This window comes from Nitrospirillum viridazoti CBAmc (assembly GCF_000730165.1).
Taxonomy (GTDB): domain Bacteria; phylum Pseudomonadota; class Alphaproteobacteria; order Azospirillales; family Azospirillaceae; genus Nitrospirillum; species Nitrospirillum viridazoti.
The window spans coordinates 547376-570437 of sequence record NZ_CP022111.1 but is presented as its reverse complement, the minus strand read 5'-3'; the positions used below and the strand labels follow the sequence as shown (position 1 = coordinate 570437).

Below are 23062 nucleotides of genomic sequence, written 5' to 3'. Positions count from 1 at the left end.
GACGTCCATTTTCCGATAGATGGTTGACATAGATCATAAATATACACCAACCGAAAGCTTTATCCTGGAACGCGATGATGCTCGAGACGGGTTTAAGTATTAATGGTTAATAATCCGGCCGATATTCATTATTAAATGAAACAGAATCGATCAAATCATCGAAAATCCTCATTGGATTAGTTCTGGCGCCAAACTAACACAAACCTCCGGGATAGATTCTCCTATCCTTCATATTTCTCGCTTACAATTGCCGCGATGCAGCATTCTCTCCGAACGATGAACTTCATGGACACGGCACGAATGGCGAGCATGACGACCCCCACGCGAACGGAACCGGCCCTTTATCCCGCGCCTTGGGCCCACTTGGCCCAGCAGGCCATGGACTATTGGGTGGACGCGGGCCAACGCTCCCTGCTGTTCCTGGATGTACTGCGCCAGCGCGGCAACGACCATTTCCAGCATATGGACGAGGCCTGGCCCAACGTCCTGAGCTTCCCCTACGAACTGGTCATGGACGGGCGGACGCTGGACCGGCCGGTAAATTACTGCCTGGTGCGCATCCTGCCCCCGGCCGACCGGCCCGCCAACCCGCGCCTGCGGCCCTTCGTCGTCTTCGACCCCCGGGCCGGCCACGGCCCCGGCATCGGCGGCATGAAGCATGACAGCGAGATCGGCGTGGCCATAGCCGAGCGGCACCCCTGTTACTTCGTCGGCTTCCTGCCCAAGCCGGTGCCGGGCCAGACGGTGGAGGATGTCTGCCGGGCGGAAGCCGCCTTCGTGGAAAAGGTGGCCGCGCTCCATCCGGAGGCGGACGGCAAGCCCACCCTGATCGGCAACTGCCAGGCCGGCTGGCAGGTCATGATGATGGCCGCGACCCGGCCGGATCTGACGGGCCCCATCGTGCTGGCGGGCTCCCCCCTCTCCTACTGGGCGGGGGTGCATGAGAAGAATCCCCTGCGCTATCTGGGCGGCCTGCTGGGTGGCACCTGGCTGACGACGCTGAGCGGCGATTTGGGCAACGGCATCTTCGACGGCGCCGCGCTGATCGCCAACTTCGAGAGCATGAACCCCGCCAACACCCTGTGGAAAAAGAACTACACCGTCTATTCCAAGGTGGACACCGAAGGCCCGCGCTTTCTGGAGTTCGAGCGCTGGTGGGGCAGCCCCATCCTGCTGAATGCCGGGGAGATGCAGTACATCGCCGATGAGCTGTTCCTGGGCAACCGCCTGACCCGCGGCGGCATCGCCCTGTCGGACGGTAGCACGGTGGACCTGCGAGCCATCAAGTCGCCCATCATCGTCTTCTGCTCCTGGGGGGACGACATCACCCCGCCGCAGCAGGCGCTGGACTGGATTTTGGACCTCTATGACAGCGACGCGGACCTGGAGGCCGGCGGCCAGACCATCGTCTACTCTCTGCATCCCAGCATCGGCCACCTGGGCATCTTCGTCTCCGCCGCCGTGGCGACCAAGGAACATGACGAGTTCGCCCGCACCATGGACCTGATCGACATGCTGCCACCGGGCCTTTACCAGGCCGTGTTCACGGAAAAGACCGGCGTAGCCCATGCCGAACTGGTGTCGGGACGTTATCTGACACGGTTCGAGCGGCGGGGTCTGGACGACATCCGGGCGCTGGGCGGCAACGACGCGCGCGATGACCGCCGGTTCGCCACCGTGGCCCGAATCTCCGCCCTCAACGGCGACCTGTATGCCCATACCTTGCGCCCGGTGGTGCGGCAATTGGCGACGGATGAGAGCGCGGAGTTGCTGCGCCGCCTGCACCCCAACCGCCTGCGGTTCGAGGTGTTCTCCGACAAGAACCCGCTGATGCTTCCCGTCGCAGCCCTGGCGGAAACGGCCCGCGCCTACCGCCGGCCCGTGGCCCCCGACAACCCCTTCCTGAAGGTGCAGGAGGCCGTGTCGGACAGCGTCGTCCATGCGCTGGACACCTGGCGCGAGCTGCGCGACAGGGCCACGGAAACCTTTTTCCTGACGGTCTATGGTTCCGCCTTGCTGCAAGCGGCTATCGGTGTGGAGACGCCCACGCGGCAGCCGGAGGACACCCCGCCGCCGGCTACTGAGGCCGGGGCGTCGGATACCGGCCACGACGGGCTGGCGACCGCCGTCACCCGCGCCCTGCTGTATGTCATCCAAGAGGACACGCACCCCGGCGCCGACGAACGGCGCTTCACCGTGCTGCGGGCCCTGCGACATCAGACCCCGGCAGACCAGCGGCTGAGCCTGGCCCAGTTCAAGGCCCTGGTGCGGAAGCAATCGGCCCTGCTGCACCGGCACGAGGCGGCGGCCCTGGCCGCCCTGCCCACCCTGCTGCCGCCGGACGCGGAGGTCCGGGCCACGGCCGCCACGGCCCTGCGCCGCCTGGTGGAGGCGGGCGACCCGCCCAGCCCCGCCGTGGCGGCGCGGTTGGACCAGGTGATCGCCCTGTTCCAATCCGCCGACACGCCAGCTGCTACCACGGAACCCGCCCCCGCCAAACCGAGGCGGGGACGCGCCAGCACCGCCGCCTGACCGCTTTCGACCCGCCCGTTATGGAGACCGCCATGGACAGCCCGACCGCCGCGACCACCCCCACGGTGCAGGCCGACATCGCCCGGCACAAAAAGTACCAGCGCCTGATCGCGGCCGCCCACCAGGCCGGCCCGCCGCCCACGGCGGTGGCGCACCCCTGCGACCTGAGCGCGCTGGAGGGGGCGGTGGACGCCGCCCGCCTGGGCCTGATCGCCCCCATCCTGGTGGGACCGGAGGCGCGCATCCGCGCCGTGGCGGACCAGGCGGGCCTGGACATCGGCACCCTGCCCATCATTGATACGCCGCACAGCGTCGCCTCCGCCCAGCGGGCGGTGGAACTGGTGCGCGAGGGCAAGGCGGAGGCCCTGATGAAGGGCAGCCTGCACACGGACGAGCTGATGGGCGCCGTGGTCAAGGCGGATACCGGCCTGCGCACCGCCCGGCGGCTCAGCCACTGCTTCGTCATGGACATCCCCGGCCATGACGATCCGCTGATCATCACCGACGCCGCCGTCAACATCGCGCCCACGCTGGCGGAGAAGGTGGACATCGTTCAGAACGCCATCGACCTGGCCCTGATCCTGGGCTTCGGCGAGGTGCGCGTCGCCATCCTGTCGGCGGTGGAGACGGTGAACCCCAAGATCCCCTCCACCATCGAGGCGGCCGCCCTGTGCAAGATGGCGGAGCGCGGGCAGATCACCGGCGCCATCCTGGACGGTCCCCTGGCGCTGGACAACGCCATCAGCCCCCAGGCCGCCACCATCAAGCATTTGACCTCCCCGGTCGCCGGCCATGCCAACGTCATCCTGGTGCCGGACCTGGAGGCGGGGAACATGCTGGCCAAGAGCCTGACCTTCCTGGCCGGGGCGGACGCCGCCGGCATCGTGCTGGGCGCCCGCGTTCCCATCATCCTGACCAGCCGGGCCGACAGCGTGCCGGCGCGCCTGGCCTCCTGCGCCGTGGCGGCCCTGATCGCCCGCCACCGCCGCACCCTCTCGGCCAAGGCGGTGGGGTAAGCCCATGCGCCGGAGAAAGATCAGCAACGCCATCATCGTCATCAACGCCGGCTCCTCCAGCATCAAGTTCTCGCTGTTCGCGGATGAGACCCGGCAGCTGGAACTGTTCCTGAAGGGCCAGATCGAGGGGCTGCGCACCGACAACGCCCACTTCATCGCCCGCCACCCCGCCGGCGACGTGGTGGGGGAACGGCGCTGGACCGGTACCGAGGCCGGCGCCTTCGACCATGACGCCGCCACACGCTTCCTGATGGGGTTCATCAACACCCATCTGGAAGGCCATAAGGTGGAGGCGGTGGGCCATCGCATCGTCCACGGCGGCGGCGACTTCACCGCCCCGGCGGCACTGGACGCCGCCGTGCTGGACCGGCTGGCCACCTTCGTGCCCCTGGCGCCCCTGCACCAACGGCACAACCTGGCACCGGCGCGCAGCATCCTGGCCAGCACGCCCGGCCTGTTCCAGGTGGGCTGCTTCGACACCGCCTTCCACGCCACCCAGCCGCCCCTGGCCCAAGCCTTCGCCCTGCCGGCGGAGATCACCGACCGGGGCGTGCGCCGCTATGGCTTCCACGGCCTGTCCTACGAGTACATCGCCTCCCACCTGGGTGAGCTGGGCCTGGACGGCGCCAAGGTCATCGTCGCCCACCTGGGCAACGGCGCCAGCCTGTGCGCCATGGACGGCGGCCGCAGCGTGGCCAGCACCATGGGCTTCACGGCGGTGGAAGGGCTGCCCATGGGGACACGGTGCGGCACCCTGGACCCCGGCGTGCTGCTGTACCTCATGGATGAGATGCATATGGGGCCGCGCGACCTGGAGAAATTGCTCTACCAGCGGTCCGGCCTGCTGGGCGTTTCCGGCATTTCCAGCGACATGCGCACCCTGGAAACCTCGCCCGAGCCCCGGGCCAAGCTGGCGGTGGACCTGTTCACCTATCGCATCGGGCGGGAGATCGGCTCGCTGGCGGCGGCGCTGGGCGGGCTGGACGCCCTGGTCTTCACCGCCGGCATCGGGGAACACAGCGCCGGCGTGCGCGAGGCGGTCTGCCACCACGCCGCCTGGCTGGGGGTGGAGCTGGACGGGGCGGCCAACGCCCGGCCCGAGGATGCCCGGCCCGAGGACGGCGCCACCCGGATCAGCGCGCCCAGCAGCCGCGTGGCCGCCTGGATCGTGCCCACGGATGAGGAACAGATGATCGCCCGCCACACGCGGCGCCTGCTGACGGGAGCGACCTGATGAGCACCGAGACATCCAATCTGCCCACCCCCCACCGCATCCTGGCCGGCAAGCGCGCCCTGGTGGTAGGCATCGCCAACGACCAGTCCATCGCCTATGGCTGCGCCAAGGCCTTCCACGAGGTGGGCGCGGACCTGGCCCTGACCTACCTGAACGACAAGGCCAAGCCGCATGTGGAGCCCCTGGCGCGGGAACTGGGTGCCCGCCTGTTCCTGCCGCTGGACGTGACGGCGCCGGGACAGCTGGAGGCGGTGTTCGACGCGGTGCGCGAGACCTGGGGCGGGCTGGACATCCTGGTCCACTCCATCGCCTACGCGCCCAAGGAGGATCTGAAGGGCGGCCTGCTGGACTGCTCGGCCGAGGGCTTCGCCCGCGCCATGGACATCTCCTGCCATTCCTTCATCCGCATGGCCAAGCTGGCGGCCCCCCTGATGGCCGACGGCGGCGCCATGTTCGCCATGAGCTATCTGGGTGCCGACCGCGTGGTGCCCAATTACAACGTCATGGGACCCGTCAAGGCGGCGCTGGAGGCGTCGTGCCGCTATCTGGCGCATGAGCTGGGACCACAGCACATCCGCGTGCACGCCCTGTCGCCCGGCCCCCTGATGACCCGCGCGGCATCCGGTCTGAAGGATTTCGACCGTCTGCTGAATGACGCCATAAGCCGCGCGCCGGTTGGGGAATTGGTCGATATCATGGATGTCGGCTACACCTGCGCCTACCTGGCCAGCCCCTTCGCCCGACGCCTGACCGGCAGCACCCTTTATATCGATGGGGGTGCCAACATCGTGGCATGACCGGCCCGGGGCACCCACCTGTCATGTAGTAAAATTACCGCCCTTAACCGGAATTTCGCATATCCCCATGTTGTTGTCGGCGGGCGAAGCGGTTACCATCGCCGCCAACCGGACCGGGCAACCGTTGGCCATGCCGACAATGCGCCCGGGCACCGTTTCCAACCGGCCTTCACTTCTGGGGCGGCCCGCCAGGGCCGAAAACAACAATGCGTCGCCACCGCCGTGCCAAGATCGTCGCCACCGTCGGACCCGCCAGCAACTCGCCCGAGATGCTGAAGGCGCTGTTCCTGGCGGGCGTCGACACCTTCCGCCTGAACTTCAGCCATGGCACCCATGAGGACCATGCCAAGGTCCACGCCCACATCCGGGCGCTGGAAAAGGAAGTGGGCCGGCCCATCGGCATCCTGCAGGACCTGCAAGGCCCCAAGATCCGCGTCGGCACCATCAAGGACGGCAAGATCACGGTGGCCAAGGGCGACACCATCCGCTTCGTGCTGAAGGGACAGGACGGCGACCGCGACGCCATCCCCCTGCCGCACCCTGAGATTTTCGCCGCCGTCCTGCCGGGCCACCACCTGCTGATCGATGACGGCCGCGTGCGCGTCAAAGTGACCAGCCTGGGTGACGACGCCATGACGGCCGAGGTCATCTTCGGCGGCATCATTTCCAACCGCAAGGGCGTCAACCTGCCCGGCACCCTGCTGAACCTGTCGCCGCTGACCGCCAAGGACCGCGCCGACCTGGAATTCGGTCTTAACCTGGGCGTGGACTGGGTGGCCCTGTCCTTCGTGCAGAAGCCCAGCGACATGATTGAGGCGCGCGGCCTGATCGGCGACCGCGCCGGCCTGATGGCCAAGATCGAGAAGCCGCAGGCCCTGGACCAGATCGACGACATCATCCGCCTGTCGGACGCCATCATGGTGGCCCGTGGCGACCTGGGTGTGGAAATCCCGCAGGAGGAGGTGCCCGGCCGCCAGAAGGAACTGGTGCGCGCCTGCCGCCTGGCGGTGAAGCCGGTCATCGTCGCCACCCAGATGCTGGACAGCATGGTGGCCGCCCCCACCCCCACCCGCGCCGAGGCGTCGGACGTCGCCACCGCCATCTATGACGGCGCCGACGCCGTCATGCTGTCGGCGGAGTCGGCCAGCGGCTCCTATCCGCTGGAAGCGGTGTCCATGATGGACCGTATCATCGCCACGACCGAGCGGCACAAGCTCTACCACTCCCTCATCCGTGCGTCGGAACCGGCGGAAGAGCAGACGCCGCCGCATGCCGTGGCCGCCGCCGCCGCCGACCTGGCGGAGGCCGTGCGCGCGCCGGTCATCGTCGCCTTCACCTCCAGCGGCACCACCGCCGCCCGTATCGCCCGCAAGCGTCCGGAAGTGGCCATCCTGGCGATCACCGCCGACCAGGACGTGTCGCGCCGCCTGTGCCTGCTGTGGGGCACGCACAGCGCCCTGTCGGAGGACATCCACTCCTACGAGCAGATGGTGGAGGTGGCCTCCGCCATGTCGCAGAGTGCGGAGTTCGCCAAGCTGCACGACCAGATCATCGTCGTGGCCGGCATCCCCTTCGCCCAGGCCGGCACCACCAACAACCTGCGCATGCTGCAGATCGGGGGGTAAGGGCTCCCTGGGGCCCGGGCGCGCTCGGGTCTGCGCGCATGGTCCGAAGACAAACGGCGCCGCATCGCTGCGGCGCCGTTTTCATGTGCGCGGGAAGACGGTTACTCGGGCTTGAAGCAATAGGCGGCCAGCTTGTTGCCGTCCAGGTCGCGGGCATAGGACGCGTAGGCGTTGGGGGCCCAGCCGCGCGGGCCCGGCTTGCCCTCGCACACGCCGCCCTGAGCCAGGGCTTCGGCATGGAAGGCGTCGACGGCGGCACGATTCGGCGCCTCGAAACTCACCGTGACGCCGTTGCCGACGGTGGCGGGCTGGCCGTTGGCCGGCTTCAGCACGAAGAAGGACGGCTTGTCCTCACCCCAGATGGAACCGTTGTCGCCCAGGTCGGCCACCCGTTTCAGGCCCAGCTTGCCCAGCACGCTGTCATAGAAGACCCTGGCCTTGGCCAGGTCGTTGGTGCCGACAGAAACGTGGGTGTAGATCGCCATAGTCTTCCTCCCCTCAATTCTTCATGGAATGGGTGGGATGACTATAGACAGGCGGGAAGACTCAACAATGCTGCCATATGAGGATTGACTTTTTCCCTTGAAAATCAATTCAAGGGTTTATTGTCCCTTGTCCTTAAGAACGAGCCGCGCGCAGGGCCCGCCGGAAGGTCAGCACCCCCACCAGGCTGGCCACCACCCCCTCCAGCGCCAGGGCCAGGGGCAGGTGTTCCTCGCCCCCAAACGCCTGCGCCAGCAGGCTGACGATGCTGGGCGCCAGGCCCAGGCTGATGAAGACCCCCAGCGCGCTCATGAGGCCCAGGCACAGGCCGCGCAGATGGTTGGGCACCAGCAGGGTGATGGCCGAGGCCACGCCCACGGCCACGATGGCCCCCGCCACCATCAGCAGCGCCAGCAGCACGGCGAACAGCGGCACGCCGGGCGCCAGGGCGAACAAGGCGGCCGGCACCGACAGCGCGGCACCGCCCAAAGCGCCCCACAGGATGCCGCCCTTGGCATTCCGCTTGTGCCCCCAATCGGCGACCAGGCCGCCCAGGACGGTGCCGCCCGCCCCCGACAACCCCAGCAGCACGCCCATCCAGCCGCCGAAGTCCGCCGGTTGCAGGCCGAAGGATCGCGTCAGCACCGGCACCGCCCAGACGGTGGCGGCGGCGTCACCCATGTTGACGGTGATCATGCCGGCCATCAGGGGCGCCACCAGGCGGCGCAGGCGCCATAGCTCGGCCAGGGCGGGCCCCAGCCGGGGCGATACCTCCGGCCGCGCGTCGGCCGTCCCTTCCTGCCGCGCCGGCTCCGCCTGCCAGACCAGCAAGGCCGTGGGTGCCAGCATCATCAGCGCCACCAGCAGCATCGTGGCCCGCCAGGCGGTCAATCCCAAGGGCAGCCCCGCCGCCGGCGCCAGCGACCCCACCAGGGCCCCGCCCCCGGCGAAGGCCGCGGCCATGCCTGCCGCCTGGCCGATCACCATGACCATGACGGCCCGGCCCCGCCGTTCCGGCGTGGACAGGTCAGCGGTCAGCGACAGGATGGCCGGGACGGCGCCGGCGGCCCCCAGCCCCACCAGCATGCGGCCCACGAACAGGCTGGCGAAATCCCAGGCCAGGCCCGACAGGACCGTGCCCGAAATCCATAGCGCGGACAGGGCCAGCAGCAGGGTCACCCGCCGGGTGCGGTCCACCAGGCGGCCGATGGGCACCGCCAGCACCGCCACAGGCAGCGCCAGCGCCATGCCCTGGATCAGGCCCATCTGGTTGTCGGACAGGCCCATGTCGGCCTTGGCCAGTTCCTGCACCGGCGACAGCAGCGTGCGGGCCACCATCCCCGCCAGCATGGCCAGCGCCAGGACCGTCAGGGCGCGGAGGCGCCCCCCGGAGACCGCCGGCATAGGCACCGCCGCGTCGGTCACGACACCGGGTCCAAGGGCCAGATGGGCCGGCGCAGATGGCGGTAGGGCAGCGCGCCCAGGTTCATGTTCAAGGACCCCGGCGCGTCGCAATAGACGGTGGCGGACGAGATGGCGTCGAAGGTGGCGCGGAAATGCTGGGTGGACTTCACCACCACCAGGGCCTTGGCCGAGAGATCGATGCCCAATTCGGTGAAACAGCCGGGGGAGAAGGTCTGTTGCCGCGTGCTGTTCAGCACGATGTCCCAAGTGCCGGCGCGCAGGGCCACGGCCAGGCCGATGGGGTCGTCGCCGTCCGTGGCCAGGCCGCGCTGGCGGATGTCGTCGCGCACCGCCGTCACCGTGACCTCCAGATCCACCGGGTCACCGGACAAGGGCCCGACCTTGCCACCGATGCGCAAGGGCAGTTTAGCGCCCACGCCGGCATCGGCCGCGATCAAGGCCGCCTGCGGGTCCCAGATCATGCCCAGCGCCACGTTCTGGACGCCCCGGTCCAGTAGCGCGCGCAGGACGAAGGTGCTGTCGCAGGCCGCCCCGCCGCCGGGATTGTCGGAACTGTCGGCCAGGACCACCGGCTTGCCGGACCCCATGAGGCTCACGGCCTTGTCCACCGCCTGGTCCAAGGGCAGGCGCTCCTGCAGGGGGGCCGCCGTGACGATGGCCTGGAAGTCGGCGGCGATGGCGGCCAGCACGCGATCGACGGCGGCGAGGTCGCTGCCGTCCGATACCGCCAGGACGGCGGCGCCGGTATGTTCGGTGTCGGACCAGATGAAGCCGTGCATCATCGAGACGGACAGCACGCCGTCCCGCCCCTCATAGCCCGCCAACCGGTCGACGAAGCCCCGCATGGGTTGCTCCGTCGTGCCGAACAGGCCCATGACCGGCACCTTGCGGATATGGGTCCGGGCCTTCGGGCCACCGCGCGCCATGGCTGCGAGGATGGTGTACAGCTCCTCCATGCGGGCCAGGAAATCGATGTGGGGATATTCCTTGCAGGCGATGATGACGGCGCCGCTGTCCACCATGGCCCGGGTGGCGTTGCCGTGCAGATCAAGGGTCACGCCCACCGGCATGTCCGGGCCGACCAGGGCCCGCACATGAGTCAGCAGGTCGCCTTCGCAGTCGGGATAGTCCTGCGCCACCATGGCGCCGTGCAAGGTCAGCACCACCATGTCCACCCGCCCCGCCGCCATGGCCGTCTTCAGGTCGGCCAGCAGGGCGTCGCGCAGGCCCTCATAGACGCCCCGCGGCGCAGGACCGGAGGGCTGGGCCCCCGCGGTCGGGCCGTCGATCACCCGGTCGCCGTGCCTTTCCGCCACCGTGAACAAGTCGCCATAGGCCGGCAGCACCCGCGCCCGCGCCAGGGTGGCGGGATCGCCCCCCAGGTGCCGCAGGTCGTTGGTGAAGGACCGCATGGACGTGGGTAGGGGGGAGAAGCTGTTGGTCTCATGCACCAGGCCGGCGACGAAAACCGTGAGAGGATCGGTACGCATCAGGACACCTTGCGGAAGCGCAGTCGGCGGGTGCGGCCGCTGTTGAAGGTAAAGCCCTGGCTGTCGAAGGCGATCAGGCCGCCGACGATGGGCACGGGCAGATCCAGGGGCTTGGCGTCCCACAGGCCGGGCGCCAGGTTCGCCAGGCGGTGGCGCAGGGTGCCATGGCGGCCGGTGAGGACCAGGCGTCCCGTCCGGCCATCGCCATCAGGCTCCACCACCGCCGTCGTGCCGGAGGCGGCGGCGACGTAGCGGCCGGCCAGGGAGCGCAGATCGGCCGCGGGGTCCGGTTCCAGCAGCACCAGTTCCCGCTCCACCCCGAACTCCACACCGCGCAAGGTTTTGGGCGGCGCTGCCGTTTCCGGCACATCCAGGCCCATGTGGAAGACGACGACGTTGGGGCGCAGCAGGCCATCCGGCGTCCGCACCAAGGAAAGGCCCATGCCGCCCATGCTGATGATGGCCTTGCCCTCGTGCCGCGCCAGGCCGAAGGTGCCGCCGTTGTGCGGGCAGTAATAGGTGCCGGTGGGGATGACCCCCTCATGGGGCTCCAGCTTCGGGCCCAGGGTCGGCACGCAGGCGTCGATAACGCGGGCGGCCAGATCGATGGGGTCCAGACCGGCGCGGTTGGCCATGACGATGATGTCCAGCCCATGGTCGGGCAGGGTGATCATCTGACTGGACCCGCCCATGACCCCGCCGGCGTGATGCACCGTGCGCACCCCGCGATAGGGCGTGTCCATCAGGCCCAGCCCATAGCCGGTGACATAGCCGTTGGCCAGCACCGCCGGCTCCACCATGCGGCGCCAGGTCTCGGCGCTGCCCACCGTCGGCCGGCCAGCCAGGGCGGCGCGCAGGTGAGCCAGCCAGCGCAGCATGTCATCGACGGTGGAGACGATGCCGCCCTCGGCCGCGATCTCCGCCCCGATGGGCTGGCGGTAATAGCCGCCCTTGCCGTCCACCATGTGCAGGGACGCGCTGTTGGGCACATAGTCGGTGTCGACCAGGCGCAGCAGGGTGTCGTTCATGCCCAGGGGGCGGAACAGGCGGTCGCGGAAGAAGTCGCCCAGCCTCATCCCCGACAGCCGCTCGATCGCCAGGGACAGCAGGACGTAGCCGCCGTTGTTGTAGCACCACTCCTCCCCCGCCGGGAAATTCACGTCGTCATCATCGGCCATCAGCCGCATGCAGTCGGCAGTGGACAGAGGGTGGCCGGGGCCGCTGAGTTGCAGTGCCAGTTCCAGGCTGCAGCGCAGGCCGCTGACGTGGGTCATAAGCTGGCGCATGGTGACACCGGCCGCCGCCCGCGCCATCTCTGGCACATGCCTGGCCACGGGGTCGTCCAGCCCGGCCAACCCCGCCTCGACCAGCAGCATGTAGGCCAGGGCGCCGAAATGCTTGGTGGTGGAGCCGATGCGCATGCGGATGGTGGGCGACAGGGTGACCGGCAGCTCCAGGCTGGCCAGGCCGAAGCCCTTGCGATAAAGCGGCACGCCATCCAGCGCCACCCCCACCGCCACACCCGGCAGATGGGTCGTGTCCAGGGCCGCGAAGACCGCGTCCAGGGCGGCCCCATCCACCGCCGCCTTCGACCCTTTCGTCACGGCCGGGGCCCAGCCCGCGCCGTCGCCCGTTTCCTTGCCCATCACCACCCTCCCGCCGTTGACGGGATAGTTCGCGACGGTCGTGTTTCCTGTCAAGAGATTGTTTCTCCATATTGAGAACCTCTTGTGAGCAGGGAGTGGATGTTATTATATAACACATTGTTATATAATGTATTTATGGTGTTTCATTTATGGGCCTGGCTTGAAACATCGCCGTCCGGTCGCGAGATTGCGGCTGGACAGCCGAATGCCCACGTGCCAAATCTTTTCTCTAATCAGAGAATATCGCCGGCTGGGAGATGGAATTGGAGAGGTATGACGTCATCGTCATCGGTGCCGGCATGGGCGGGGCCGCCCTGGCGGCGGAGCTGAGCCCCCATGCGCGGGTGCTGGTGCTGGAGGCGGAGGCGCGGCCGGGCGTGCATGCCACCGGGCGGTCGGCCGCCCTCTACGCCGCCGCTTATGGCGGGCCGGACGTGCGGGCCCTGACCCGGGCCAGCCGGGCCTTTTTCGATACGCCGCCCGAGGGCTTCGCCGACCATCCGTTGCTGTCGCCGCGCGGCCTGGTGTACGTCGCCACGGCGGCGCAGGCGCCCCGCCTGGCCGACTTCCTGGCGGAGATTGGCGACAGCGTGCGGACGATACCCGTGGCCGATGCCATCGCCCAGGTGCCGCTGCTGCGGCCGGAGTACGTGGCCATGGCCGCCCTGGCGCAAACGGGCAGCGCCATGGACATCGATGTCGACGCCCTGCACCAGGGCTATCTGCGCCTGGCCAAACGCCGGGGCGCCACCCTGCTGACCGACGCACCGGCCGACCATCCCCGCCGGGAGGACGACCTGTGGGTGCTGCGCGTGGGTGGGCGCGAGGTGGCGGCCCCCAAGGTGGTGAACGCCGCCGGTGCCTGGGCGGAACGGGTGGGCCGGGCCTTCGGCGCCGCCCCCCTGGGCCTGACGCCGCTGAAGCGCACCGCCCTGTTGGTCGACCCGCCGCCGGGCCACGACACCGACCGCTGGCCCGGCGTGTTCGACACCGATGAGCAGTTCTACGTGAAGCCCGACGCCGGCAAGCTGCTGCTGTCCCCGGCGGACGAAAGCCCCAGCGAGCCCTGCGACGCCCAGCCGGATGAGATGGACGTGGCCATCGCCGTCGACCGGGTGCAGCAGGCGCTGGACCTGCCGGTGCGCCGCGTCACCCACAGCTGGGCGGGCTTGCGCACCTTCGCGCCCGACCGCCAACCGGTGGTAGGCCCGGATGCCGCCGTGCCCGGCCTCTATTGGTGCGCCGGCCAGGGCGGTTACGGCATCCAGATGGCGCCCGCCCTGGCGCGCCTGGCCGCCAGCCTGGTGCTGGATCGGGCGGTGCCGGACGACATCCTGGCCGAAGGGCTGGTGCTGGCCAACGTGTTGCCCCACCGCCTGACCGGCGCCGCTTGCGCGCCGGACAAACCGCTGGAATAAAGGGCGGATCACGTCCCCCATGGGCAACAGGATGAAGAAGAACGCCACCTTGGGCCAGTTGATCGGCGCGCTGCGCCAACGCAACGGCTGGACCCTGAAGCAGATGAGCGACAAGGTGGGCATCCCCTTGTCCACCTTGGCCAAGGTGGAAGGCGACAAGCTGTCGCTGAGCTACGACAAGCTGGAGCAATTCACCGGCCGGCTGGGCCTGAGCATGGCCGAATTCCTGGCCCAGGACCGAGGCCCCGGCGCCACCGCCAAGGATAGCCCGCCCGTCGTCACCGGCCGGCGCAGCCTGACCGGCGACAGCAACTCCGTGCGCATCCACACCGGCGCCTACGACTATGAATACCTCTGCACCGACCTGCGGCGGAAACGCATGGTGCCCATCCTGACCCAGGTGCTGGCCCACACCCTGGCGGAGTTTGGCGACCTCGTCCGCCACCAGGGGGAGGAGTTCATCTATGTGGTCGAGGGCACCATCGAGGTGCACCTGGAATTCTACGCCCCCGTCACCCTGCGCCAGGGCCAGGGCATCTATATCGACAGCATGATGGGCCATGCCTACCTGGCCAAGGATTGCGAGCGCGCCCTGGTGCTGGGCGTCTGTTCCAGCGACGACGGCAATCTGCAGGGTGACCTGATCACCCTGGCGGAAGAATCCGCCGAACGCCCCGCCTGACGGCTGCCCTTACGCCGGCGAAATGCTAGGTTGCCCCGGCTTGGGGAAGGCAGGGACCAACGTGGCGCTGTTTGAAAGCATGTTGACGCTGGTGGTGGTCGCCATTCTGCTGTTGCAGGTGTCGCGTCGCCTGGCCGTGCCCTACCCCGCCCTGCTGGCCCTGGCCGGCGGGCTGGTGGCGGCCCTGCCCTGGTCGCCCCAGATCAGCATGGACCCGCGCCTGGCGTTGACCCTGTTCATCGCCCCCACCCTGCTGGACGCCGCCTATGATCTGCCGCCGCGATCCCTGCGGCCCTTGTGGATTCCACTGGTGGCGCTGGCCGGCCTGGCCGTGGTGATGACCACAGCCGCCGTCGCCTGGGCCGGCGTGGCCCTGGCGGGCATGCCCCTGGTGGCGGCCGTGGCCCTGGGCGCCATCGTCGCCCCGCCGGACGCGGCGGCGGCCAGCACCATGCTGGGCCGCTTCAGCCTGCCCCGTCGCACCGTCACGGTGCTGAAGGGCGAAAGCCTGCTGAACGACGCCGTGGCCCTGCTGATCTTCGCCACGGCGGTGGGTTGGGCGCAGGACGGCAGCCTGGAGAAGCTGGCGCCGGAGGTGGCGCTGGCCGTGCCCGGCGGCCTGCTGCTGGGGTACCTGACGGCGCGCGCCTACATCGTGCTGTCGCGGCCGCTGGAAGGCACGCTGGGCGGGACCATCGCCAGCTTCGCCGGCACCTTCACCGTCTGGGTCATCGCCGACCGGCTGCACCTGTCCGCCATCCTGGCCGTGGTGGCCAACGCCATGACCCTGGCCCACCACGTGCCCTATCGCCAGCGGGCCCGCGACCGCGTCAACACCTACGCCGTGTGGGGCACGGTGGTTTTCCTGCTGAACGTCCTGGCCTTCCTACTGACCGGCCTGCAGGCGCGCAGCATCCTGAGCCACCTGGGCGACGGGCAGTTGGACCGCGCCCTGGAATTCGCAGGCACGGTGCTGGCGGTGGTGGTGGGCGTGCGGCTGGCCTGGGTCATGCTGTACAACCGCCTGGTCAACCTGATCGCCCGCTGGGGCTGGTACGACCAACCGCCCAGCCTGGCCCAGGGGCTGGTCGTGTCCTGGTGCGGCATGCGCGGGCTGGTGACGCTGGCGACGGCGCTGGCCCTGCCGGAGGGATTCCCCGAGCGCGACCTGATCGTGCTGTGCGCCCTGGCCGTGGTGCTGGGCACCCTGGTGGCGCAGGGCCTGACCCTGGGGCCGCTGATCCGCCTGCTGCGCTTTCCGACGGACGACAGCCTGAGCCAGGATCTGACGTTCGCCCGCGGCGCCCTGCTGGACGCCGCCCTGGCCAGCCTGGAGGACAAGGACGGCGACGGCGCGCGCCTGATGCGCGAAATCTATGAGCGCGACCGCGCCGCCATATCCAGCGGCCGGCACCCGCGCGAAGCCAGCGAAACCGCCCAGCTGCGCCGCGAGACCATCGCCGCCAAGCGCCGCGCCCTGGCCGACCTGCGCCGCGGCGGGCGGATCGACGACGATGTATTCCACACCCTGGAGCAGGAACTGGACTGGGCCGAGCTGGCGGCGGCCTTGCCTGATGAGCTGGAGCTGGCCGAGAGCTGAGCATTGGCTTATGCAAAGCTTGCATCACCGCCGGCAACCGGCTGGGGGCATGCTGGCGGCATGAACGCGACCCTCCTTGAGCGGGGCCCCAGCCCCTTCCTGGCCGGCTTCCGCCTGGCCGATGTCACCGTCGGCACCGGCGTCACCCTGCGGGCGGCTATCGGCGGTGACGGCCCGCCCCTGCTGCTGCTGCACGGCCATCCGCAAACCCATGTCACCTGGCGCAAGATCGCCCCGGCCCTGGCCCGGCGTTTCACCGTGGTGGCGGCCGACCTGCGCGGCTATGGCGACAGCGCAAAGCCGGAAAGCGACGCAGACCACAGCTCCTATTCAAAGCGCGCCATGGCCTTGGACCTGGTGCTGCTGATGCAGGCGCTGGGGCATGGCCGCTTCGCCGTGGCCGGCCATGACCGGGGCGGACGGGTGGCGCACCGCATGGCGCTGGACCATGCGGACGCCGTCAGCCGCCTGGCCCTTCTGGACGTGGCGCCCACCGCCACCATGTACGCCCTGACCAACCAGGAATTCGCCACCCGGTATTTCTGGTGGTTCTTCCTGATCCAGCCGGCGCCCTTGCCGGAACGGCTGATCGCCGCAGACCCGGAATTCTTCCTGCGCAGCCACATCGACCGGCAGAACAAGATCGCCGGCGCCACCGAGCCGGCGGCCTTCGCCGAGTATCTGCGCTGCTATCAGGACCCCGCCACCCGCCACGCCATCTGCGAGGACTATCGCGCCGCCGCCACCATCGACCTGGCGCACGACGCGGCCGATGCCCACCGGCGGGTGACGGCGCCGCTGCTGGCCCTGTGGGGGGCGCATGGCACGGTGGGCCAGCTGTACGACGTGCTGGGCACCTGGCGGGAGAAAGCCGACGATGTGCGCGGCCGGGCGCTGGACTGCGGCCACACCCTGCAGGAGGAACGGCCGGACGAGGTGCTGGCCGCCTTCCTGGACTTCTTCGCCTGACCGTTTCGACCGGATGCGCGTGGCTATTCAGCGCACTCTATGAGTGACGATATTGTCAATGTGTCATTTATCACATACATAAGGGGCGACGGACCGATCCGCCCGGATCTCATCATTTGAAGGTCGCACGCCCATGACCACCGCAGCGCGTCCCACCCCTGCGAGCCCGGCCTCCGCCGGACAGCGCGGCCCTCTCGACCACGAACGCCGCGCCCAGATCGTCGAGGCCGCCGACCAGCATTTCCGCCATTACGGTTATCACAAGACCACGGTGGCGGATCTGGCCAAGGCCATCGGCCTGTCCACCGCCTACATCTACAAGTTCTTCAGCAGCAAGCAGGCCATCGGTGAGGCCATCTGCGCCCGCTGCCTGGGCGAGATCACCACCCAGCTGCGCGCCATCATGGCGGAGCCGCTCTCGGCGGGGGAACGCCTGCGCCGCGTCTATCCCACCCTGGCACGGGCCGGTGCCGACCTGTTTTTCGAGGAACGCCGGCTCCACGACATCGTCGTCACCGCCGTCACCGAGAACTGGCACGCCGGCACGACGTACGAGGAAGAGCTGCGGGACATGGTGCGCGCGCTGGTCGTCGCCGGGCGCGAGGCGGGGGAGTTCGAGCGCGAGACCCCGCTGGACGAGGTGTGCCTGGCGATCGAGGAGACGCTATGGCCCTTCGCCCATCCCCTGATGCTGGAAGAGAAGCTGGACATGCTGGATGCCGCCACGGCGGCGGTCGGTGGACTGGTGCTGCGCAGCTTACGTCCCTGACATGTGATAAGTAACGTATAAAGCATTATGAGTGACGGATTGACGAGATCGTCACCTGTCTGTATGGTCGGGGCTCCTTCAGGGATGGAGCTTCGCCATGCGGCACCCCGTATCTTCCCGCCTGCTGACCCTGGCCGTTCTGGCCCTGGCCGGCACCTCGCTTTCCGCCTGTGACAAGCCTGCCCCCGACCCGCGCACGGCCGAACGCCTGGTGCGCGTGGCCACGGCCCAGCCGGCGGCGCGCGACGAGCGCGCCTATGTCGGCGTCGTCACCGCCAAGGTGCAGAGCGGCCTGGGCTTCCGCGTGGCCGGCAAGGTCACCCAGCGCCTGGTGGACCCCGGCCAGACCGTGAAGGCCGGCCAGCCGCTGATGCGCATGGACAACACCGACTACGCCCACGCCATCACAACCCAGCAGGGCCAGGTGGCCATGATCAAGGCCACGCTGACCCAGGCCCGGGCGGATGAGGCGCGCTATCGCGCCCTGGTGGGCAACGGCGCCGTCTCCCCCTCCGCCTACGACCAGAAGAAGGCCGCGGCCGACGGCGCACAGGCTCAGCTGGACGCGGCGCTGGCCCAGCTGCGGGTGGCGCAGGACGACAGCGCCTACACCACCCTGGTGGCGGACGCCGACGGCACCGTCATGGACACGTTGGCCGAACCGGGCCAGGTGGTCGCCGCCGGCCAGATCGTGGTGCGCCTGGCCCATGCCGGGCCGCGCGAGGCGGCGGTGAACCTGCCGGAAACGGTGCGGCCGGCCGTGGGGTCCCACGCCACCGCCACCCTGTACGGCAGCGCCGTACGCGCCCCCGCCACCTTGCGCCAGCTGTCGGATGCCGCCGACACCCAGACCCGCACCTATGAGGCGCGCTACGTCCTGGATGGCGCCGCCGCCCAGGCCCCCCTGGGCGCCACGGTGACGGTGCGCCTGTCCCAGACCGGCGACGACACCCCACCCGTCTCCGTTCCCCTGGGCGCCCTGAACGACGAGGGCAAGGGCCCCGGCGTCTGGGTGCTGACGCCCGAAGCGAGTGGCGATAAGGCGACCATCGCCTTCCGCCCGGTGACGGTGGGCCAGCTGGGCGCCGAGGAGGCCACCCTGCTGGGCGGCGTGAAGGCGGGTGAGCGGGTGGTGGCCTTGGGCGGCCACTTCCTGCACGAAGGCGAAAAGGTGCGTGTGGCGCAGAACGCGGCCCCCGCCCAGGCGGTGCTGAAATGAGCGGCTTCAACCTGTCGGCCCTGGCGGTCCGCGAACGCGCCATCACCCTGTTCCTGCTGATCGCCATCACTCTGTCCGGCGTCCTCGCCTTCCTCAAGCTGGGCCGCGCCGAGGACCCCGCCTTCACCATCAAGGTGCTGACCGTCAGCGCCGTCTGGCCCGGCGCCACGGCGCAGGAGATGCAGGACCTGGTGGCGGAGCCCCTGGAGAAGCGCCTGCAGGAACTGCGCTGGTACGACAAGGTGGAGACCTTCACCCGGCCGGGCATGGTGCTGATGACCCTGTCCTTGCAGGACAAGACACCACCATCGGCCGTGCCGGAACAATTCTACCAGGCGCGCAAGAAACTGGGGGACGAGGCCCGCATTCTACCGGCCGGCGCCCTGGGCCCCTTCGTGAACGACGAGTACTCCGACACCGACTTCGCCGTCTATGCGGTCAAGGCGCCGGGCATGCCCGCCCGCCAGCTGACGCGCGAGGCGGAAACCCTGCGCCAGCGCCTGCTGCACGTGCCCGGCGTGAAGAAGATCGACATCCTGGGCGAACGGCCCGAGCGCATCTTCGTCGATTTCACCTACGCCCGCCTGGCCACCCTGGGCATCGGCGCCCGTGACATCTTCGACGCCCTGGCCCGTCAGAACACGGTGACGCCGGCCGGGTCCATCGACACCGACGGCCCCCAGGTCTTCATCCGCCTGGATGGCGCCTACGATGACCTGGAGAAGATCCGCAACACCCCCATCGTCGCCGGCGGCCGCACCTTCAAGCTGTCGGACGTGGCCGAGGTCAAGCGCGGCTATGAAGACCCGCCCACCTACCTGATCCGCCACGACGGCGACCCGGCCCTGGCCCTGGGCGTGGTCATGCAGGACGGCTGGAACGGTCTGGAACTGGGCAAGGCCCTGGATGCTGAAGAAAAGAAGATCGCCGCCGAACTGCCGGTGGGCCTGACGCTGAGTAAGGTCAGCGACCAGGCGGTGAACATCCACGAGGCGGTGGGTGAGTTCATGCTGAAGTTCTTCGTGGCCCTGGCCGTGGTGATGTTCGTCAGCCTGGCCAGCCTGGGCTGGCGCGTCGGCATCGTCGTGGCCGCCGCCGTGCCGCTGACCCTGGCCGCCGTCTTCGTCATCATGCAGATCACCGGCCGCGCCTTCGACCGCATCACGCTAGGCGCCCTGATCATCTCGCTGGGCCTGCTGGTGGACGACGCCATCATCGCCATCGAGATCATGGTGGTGAAGCTGGAGGAAGGCTACGACCGTATCAAGGCCGCCGCCTACGCCTGGAGCCACACGGCCGCCCCCATGCTGTCCGGCACCCTGGTCACCATCATCGGCTTCACGCCCGTGGGCTTCGCCAAGTCCACAGCGGGCGAGTATGCCGGCAACATCTTCTGGATCGTGGGCTTCGCCCTGATCACCTCATGGGTGGTGGCGGTGGTGTTCACGCCCTACCTGGGCGTACAGCTGCTGCCCAACATCCGGCCCATCCCCGGCGGGCACGCCGCGATTTACGCCACCCCGCGCTATCAGCGCCTGCGCCGTCTGATCACCTGGGCGGTGGACCACCGTGGCCGGGTGGCCCTGGCCGTGGTCGGCACCTTCCTGCTGGCCGGCTTCGGCATGGGCTTCGTCAAGCAGCAGTTCTTCCCCACCTCCGACCGGCCGGAGATCATGGCGGAGGTGCAGATGCCCGAGGGCACCAGCATCGAGGCCACCAGCGCCGCCGCCAAGAAGGTGGAGGACTGGCTGCGCCGGCAGCCGGAGGCGAAGATCGTCTCCACCTATGTCGGCCAGGGGGCGCCCCGCTTCTTCCTGTCCTACAACCCCGAACTGCCCGATCCGTCCTTCGCCAAGATGATCGTCCTGACCCCGGACGACAAGGCGCGCGACCGGCTGAAGGACAACCTGCGCCAGGCCATCGCCGACGGATTGGCACCGGAGGCCCGGGTGCGCGTCTCACAGCTGGTGTTCGGCCCGCCCTCGCGCTTCCCCGTCATGTTCCGCGTCAGCGGGCCCGATGTGGCGGTACTGCGCGGCATCGCGGACGAGGTGCAGGCCATCATGCGGGCCAATCCCGACACCCGCCTGGTGAACCAGGATTGGGGCGAGCGGGCGCCCACCCTGCACTTCGTGCTGGACCAGGACCGCCTGCGCCTGATCGGCCTGAACCCCAACGACGCCGCCCAGCAGCTGCAGTTCCTGCTGACCGGCGCCCCGGTAACCCAGGTGCGCGAGGATATCCGCGTGGTGCAGGTGACGGCGCGCAGCGCCGGCCCCGACCGCCTGGACCCCGCCCGCCTGGGCGACATGACCCTGACCAGCGCCGACGGGCGCCTGGTGCCCTTGAGCCAGATCGGCCATGTGGAAGTGCGGGCGGAGGAGCCCATCCTGCGCCGCCGCGATCGCGTGCCGACCATCACCGTGCAGGCCGACATCGACGAAGCCCTGCAGCCGCCCCAGGTGTCCATGGCCATCGAGAAGGCTCTGGCCCCCGTCATCGCCAAGCTGCCGGCCGGCTATCACATCGAGATGGGCGGCAATGTGGAAGAAGCGGGCAAGGCCAATGCCGCGCTGGCGCCCATGTTCCCCATCATGGCGGCCCTGATCCTGCTGGTGCTGGTGCTGCAGACCCGGTCGCTGTCGGCCATGGCCATGGTGTTCCTGACGGGCCCCCTGGGCCTGGTGGGGGCGGTGCCCGTCCTGCTGATCTTCCACCAGCCCTTCGGCTTCAACGCCATCTTAGGCTTGATCGGCCTGTCGGGCATCCTGATGCGCAACACCCTGATCCTGATCGGCCAGATCCACACCAACCAGGAGGAAGGGCTGTCGCCCTACCACGCGGTGATCGAGGCCACGGTGCAGCGGGCGCGGCCCGTCATCCTGACGGCCCTGGCCGCCGTGCTGGCCTTCATCCCGCTCACCCAGTCGGTGTTCTGGGGGTCCATGGCCTATGTGCTGATCGGCGGCACGGCCGTGGGGACGGTGCTGATCCTGATCTTCCTGCCCGCCCTCTACGCCCTGTGGTTCCGTGTGAAGGCGGACGGGGCGGCGGCGGCCCAGGAAGTGCCGCACTATCCCAGGGCGGTGCCGGCGGAGTGATTTCAACGGCATGAGACAAGGACTCGGGCCGTTGTAGGACGCGACCGTGTCCGCCGCAGGTTTCCAGGAAGCCCAAGCCAGCGGATGCTGGCGACCGGCGATTGGGAACGGCATTTGGGTGGCCCCGATCAAATGCCACTGGTGTGAATTGACTTCCCGCCGGCATGTGATAGGACTTGCCCTAGTTTCGAACGCCCTTCCGGTCCGCCGGGAGGGCGTTTCCTTTTTGGCTTTCCCGCAGCCTTGAAAAGGAATTCGAAATGACCACAGACATCCTGGGCGTCACGCTGCACGGCACGGGGCCGGAACCCGTGCTGGTCCTGCATGACTGGCTGGGCGACGCCAGCAGCTACGCGCCCATGCGGCCCTATCTGGACGAAAAGCGTTACACCTACGCCTTCGCCGATTTGCGCGGCTACGGCCGGTCCCTGCACCTGAGAGGCGCCTGCACCATTGATGAAGTCGCCGCCGACTGCCTGGCCCTGGCCGACCATCTCGGCTGGCAACACTTTCACATCATGGGTCATTCCATGACCGGGATGGCGACCCAGCGGCTGGCGGCCGACGCCCCATCCCGCGTCAAAAGCGCCATCGCGGTCTGCCCGCTCTCCGCTGCCGGCAGCCCCTTACCGGACGAGGCCGCAGCCTTCTTCGCCCGCACCTGCGAGGACGACGACGCCTTCCGCCGCCTGGTCAAATACGTGACGGGCCTGTCGGACCAGTGGGCGGAGGTGAAGCTGCGCCAGAACCGGGACCGCGTGGCGCCTCAGTGCCGTCCGCACTATCTGCGCATGATGCGGACGACCCATTTCGTGGATGAAGTGCGCGGGCTGTCCACACCCTTTCTAGTCGTCGTCGGGGACAGGGACCCCGGCCTTGACGCCGCGATGATGGAACGCACCTTCCTCGCCTGGCATCCCAACGCGACCCTGATGGTGATGCCCAACTGCGGCCATTACCCCATGCAGGAGTGCCCACCCCGGTTCGCCCAGATGATCGAAAACTTCCTCGACAGCCAGGCTGGCTGACAAAAAACCCCGGCCAGGGCAACCCGGC

General features: G+C 68.9%; 17 protein-coding genes. 13 read left to right on the top strand and 4 right to left on the bottom strand.

What is annotated here, in order from left to right; translation table 11 throughout:
- The first annotated feature begins 309 nt into the window (after positions 1-309).
- The 5 genes from Y958_RS15935 to pyk all read left to right on the top strand — a co-directional run bounded on the left by Y958_RS15935 (position 310) and on the right by pyk (position 7204).
- On the top strand, positions 310-2532 hold the full coding sequence (locus tag Y958_RS15935; RefSeq protein ID WP_088873018.1) for a DUF3141 domain-containing protein: 2223 nt from the start codon (positions 310-312) through the stop codon (positions 2530-2532).
- A 32-nt stretch (positions 2533-2564) separates the two neighbouring features.
- Positions 2565-3548 (top strand): phosphate acetyltransferase, encoded by a 984-nt coding sequence (locus Y958_RS15930; RefSeq protein ID WP_088873017.1) that lies wholly within the window; start codon positions 2565-2567, stop codon positions 3546-3548.
- A 4-nt stretch (positions 3549-3552) separates the two neighbouring features.
- A complete protein-coding gene (locus tag Y958_RS15925; RefSeq protein ID WP_186291427.1) occupies positions 3553-4782 on the top strand; it encodes an acetate/propionate family kinase in 1230 nt (409 codons plus the stop codon).
- Positions 4782-5579: an enoyl-ACP reductase FabI gene (fabI, locus tag Y958_RS15920; RefSeq protein ID WP_040843601.1), complete on the top strand. Its 798-nt coding sequence runs from the start codon at positions 4782-4784 to the stop codon at positions 5577-5579. Before Y958_RS15925 ends, fabI begins: the two co-directional genes overlap by 1 nt.
- A gap of 206 nt (positions 5580-5785) precedes the next feature.
- A complete protein-coding gene (pyk, locus tag Y958_RS15915) occupies positions 5786-7204 on the top strand; it encodes a pyruvate kinase (protein ID WP_088873016.1) in 1419 nt (472 codons plus the stop codon).
- A 101-nt stretch (positions 7205-7305) separates the two neighbouring features.
- Here the strand turns inward: pyk and Y958_RS15910 are convergent, their stop codons facing one another.
- The 4 genes from Y958_RS15910 to Y958_RS15895 form a co-directional block, all read right to left on the bottom strand.
- Positions 7306-7689, bottom strand: coding sequence for a VOC family protein (locus Y958_RS15910; RefSeq protein ID WP_004273726.1), 384 nt, complete (start codon positions 7687-7689; stop codon positions 7306-7308).
- A 133-nt stretch (positions 7690-7822) separates the two neighbouring features.
- A complete protein-coding gene (locus Y958_RS15905; protein WP_088873015.1) occupies positions 7823-9112 on the bottom strand; it encodes an MFS transporter in 1290 nt (429 codons plus the stop codon).
- The gene (locus Y958_RS15900) at positions 9109-10602 is read right to left on the bottom strand and encodes a M81 family metallopeptidase (protein ID WP_088873014.1); all 1494 of its coding nucleotides are present in this window, start codon (positions 10600-10602) and stop codon (positions 9109-9111) included. Before Y958_RS15900 ends, Y958_RS15905 begins: the two co-directional genes overlap by 4 nt.
- Positions 10602-12302 carry a serine hydrolase domain-containing protein gene (locus Y958_RS15895; RefSeq protein ID WP_145727580.1) on the bottom strand — a complete coding sequence of 567 codons (1701 nt, stop codon included), beginning with the start codon at positions 12300-12302 and terminating at the stop codon, positions 10602-10604. Before Y958_RS15895 ends, Y958_RS15900 begins: the two co-directional genes overlap by 1 nt.
- A gap of 203 nt (positions 12303-12505) precedes the next feature.
- On the opposite strand from Y958_RS15895, the gene Y958_RS15890 reads away from it, so the two are divergent.
- The 8 genes from Y958_RS15890 (at position 12506) to Y958_RS15855 (ending at position 23034) form a co-directional block, all read left to right on the top strand.
- Positions 12506-13666 carry an NAD(P)/FAD-dependent oxidoreductase gene (locus Y958_RS15890; protein ID WP_088873012.1) on the top strand — a complete coding sequence of 387 codons (1161 nt, stop codon included), beginning with the start codon at positions 12506-12508 and terminating at the stop codon, positions 13664-13666.
- Positions 13667-13685: 19 nt separating this feature from the next.
- Positions 13686-14348, top strand: coding sequence for a helix-turn-helix domain-containing protein (locus tag Y958_RS15885; RefSeq protein ID WP_211098670.1), 663 nt, complete (start codon positions 13686-13688; stop codon positions 14346-14348).
- 40 nt (positions 14349-14388) lie between these two features.
- Positions 14389-15948 carry a cation:proton antiporter gene (locus Y958_RS15880; RefSeq protein WP_211098669.1) on the top strand — a complete coding sequence of 520 codons (1560 nt, stop codon included), beginning with the start codon at positions 14389-14391 and terminating at the stop codon, positions 15946-15948.
- Positions 15949-16008: 60 nt separating this feature from the next.
- Positions 16009-16917, top strand: coding sequence for an alpha/beta fold hydrolase (locus Y958_RS15875; protein ID WP_088873009.1), 909 nt, complete (start codon positions 16009-16011; stop codon positions 16915-16917).
- 133 nt (positions 16918-17050) lie between these two features.
- Entirely contained in the window at positions 17051-17686 is a 636-nt protein-coding gene (locus Y958_RS15870) for a TetR/AcrR family transcriptional regulator (RefSeq protein ID WP_088873008.1), read from the top strand.
- Positions 17687-17783: 97 nt separating this feature from the next.
- Entirely contained in the window at positions 17784-18905 is a 1122-nt protein-coding gene (locus Y958_RS15865; protein ID WP_088873007.1) for an efflux RND transporter periplasmic adaptor subunit, read from the top strand.
- Positions 18902-22006, top strand: a complete 3105-nt coding sequence (locus tag Y958_RS15860; RefSeq protein WP_088873006.1) for an efflux RND transporter permease subunit — start codon at positions 18902-18904, stop codon at positions 22004-22006. The genes Y958_RS15865 and Y958_RS15860 overlap by 4 nt, the downstream gene beginning before the upstream one ends.
- 260 nt (positions 22007-22266) lie before the next feature.
- Entirely contained in the window at positions 22267-23034 is a 768-nt protein-coding gene (locus Y958_RS15855) for an alpha/beta fold hydrolase (RefSeq protein ID WP_088873005.1), read from the top strand.
- The last annotated feature ends 28 nt before the right edge of the window (positions 23035-23062 follow it).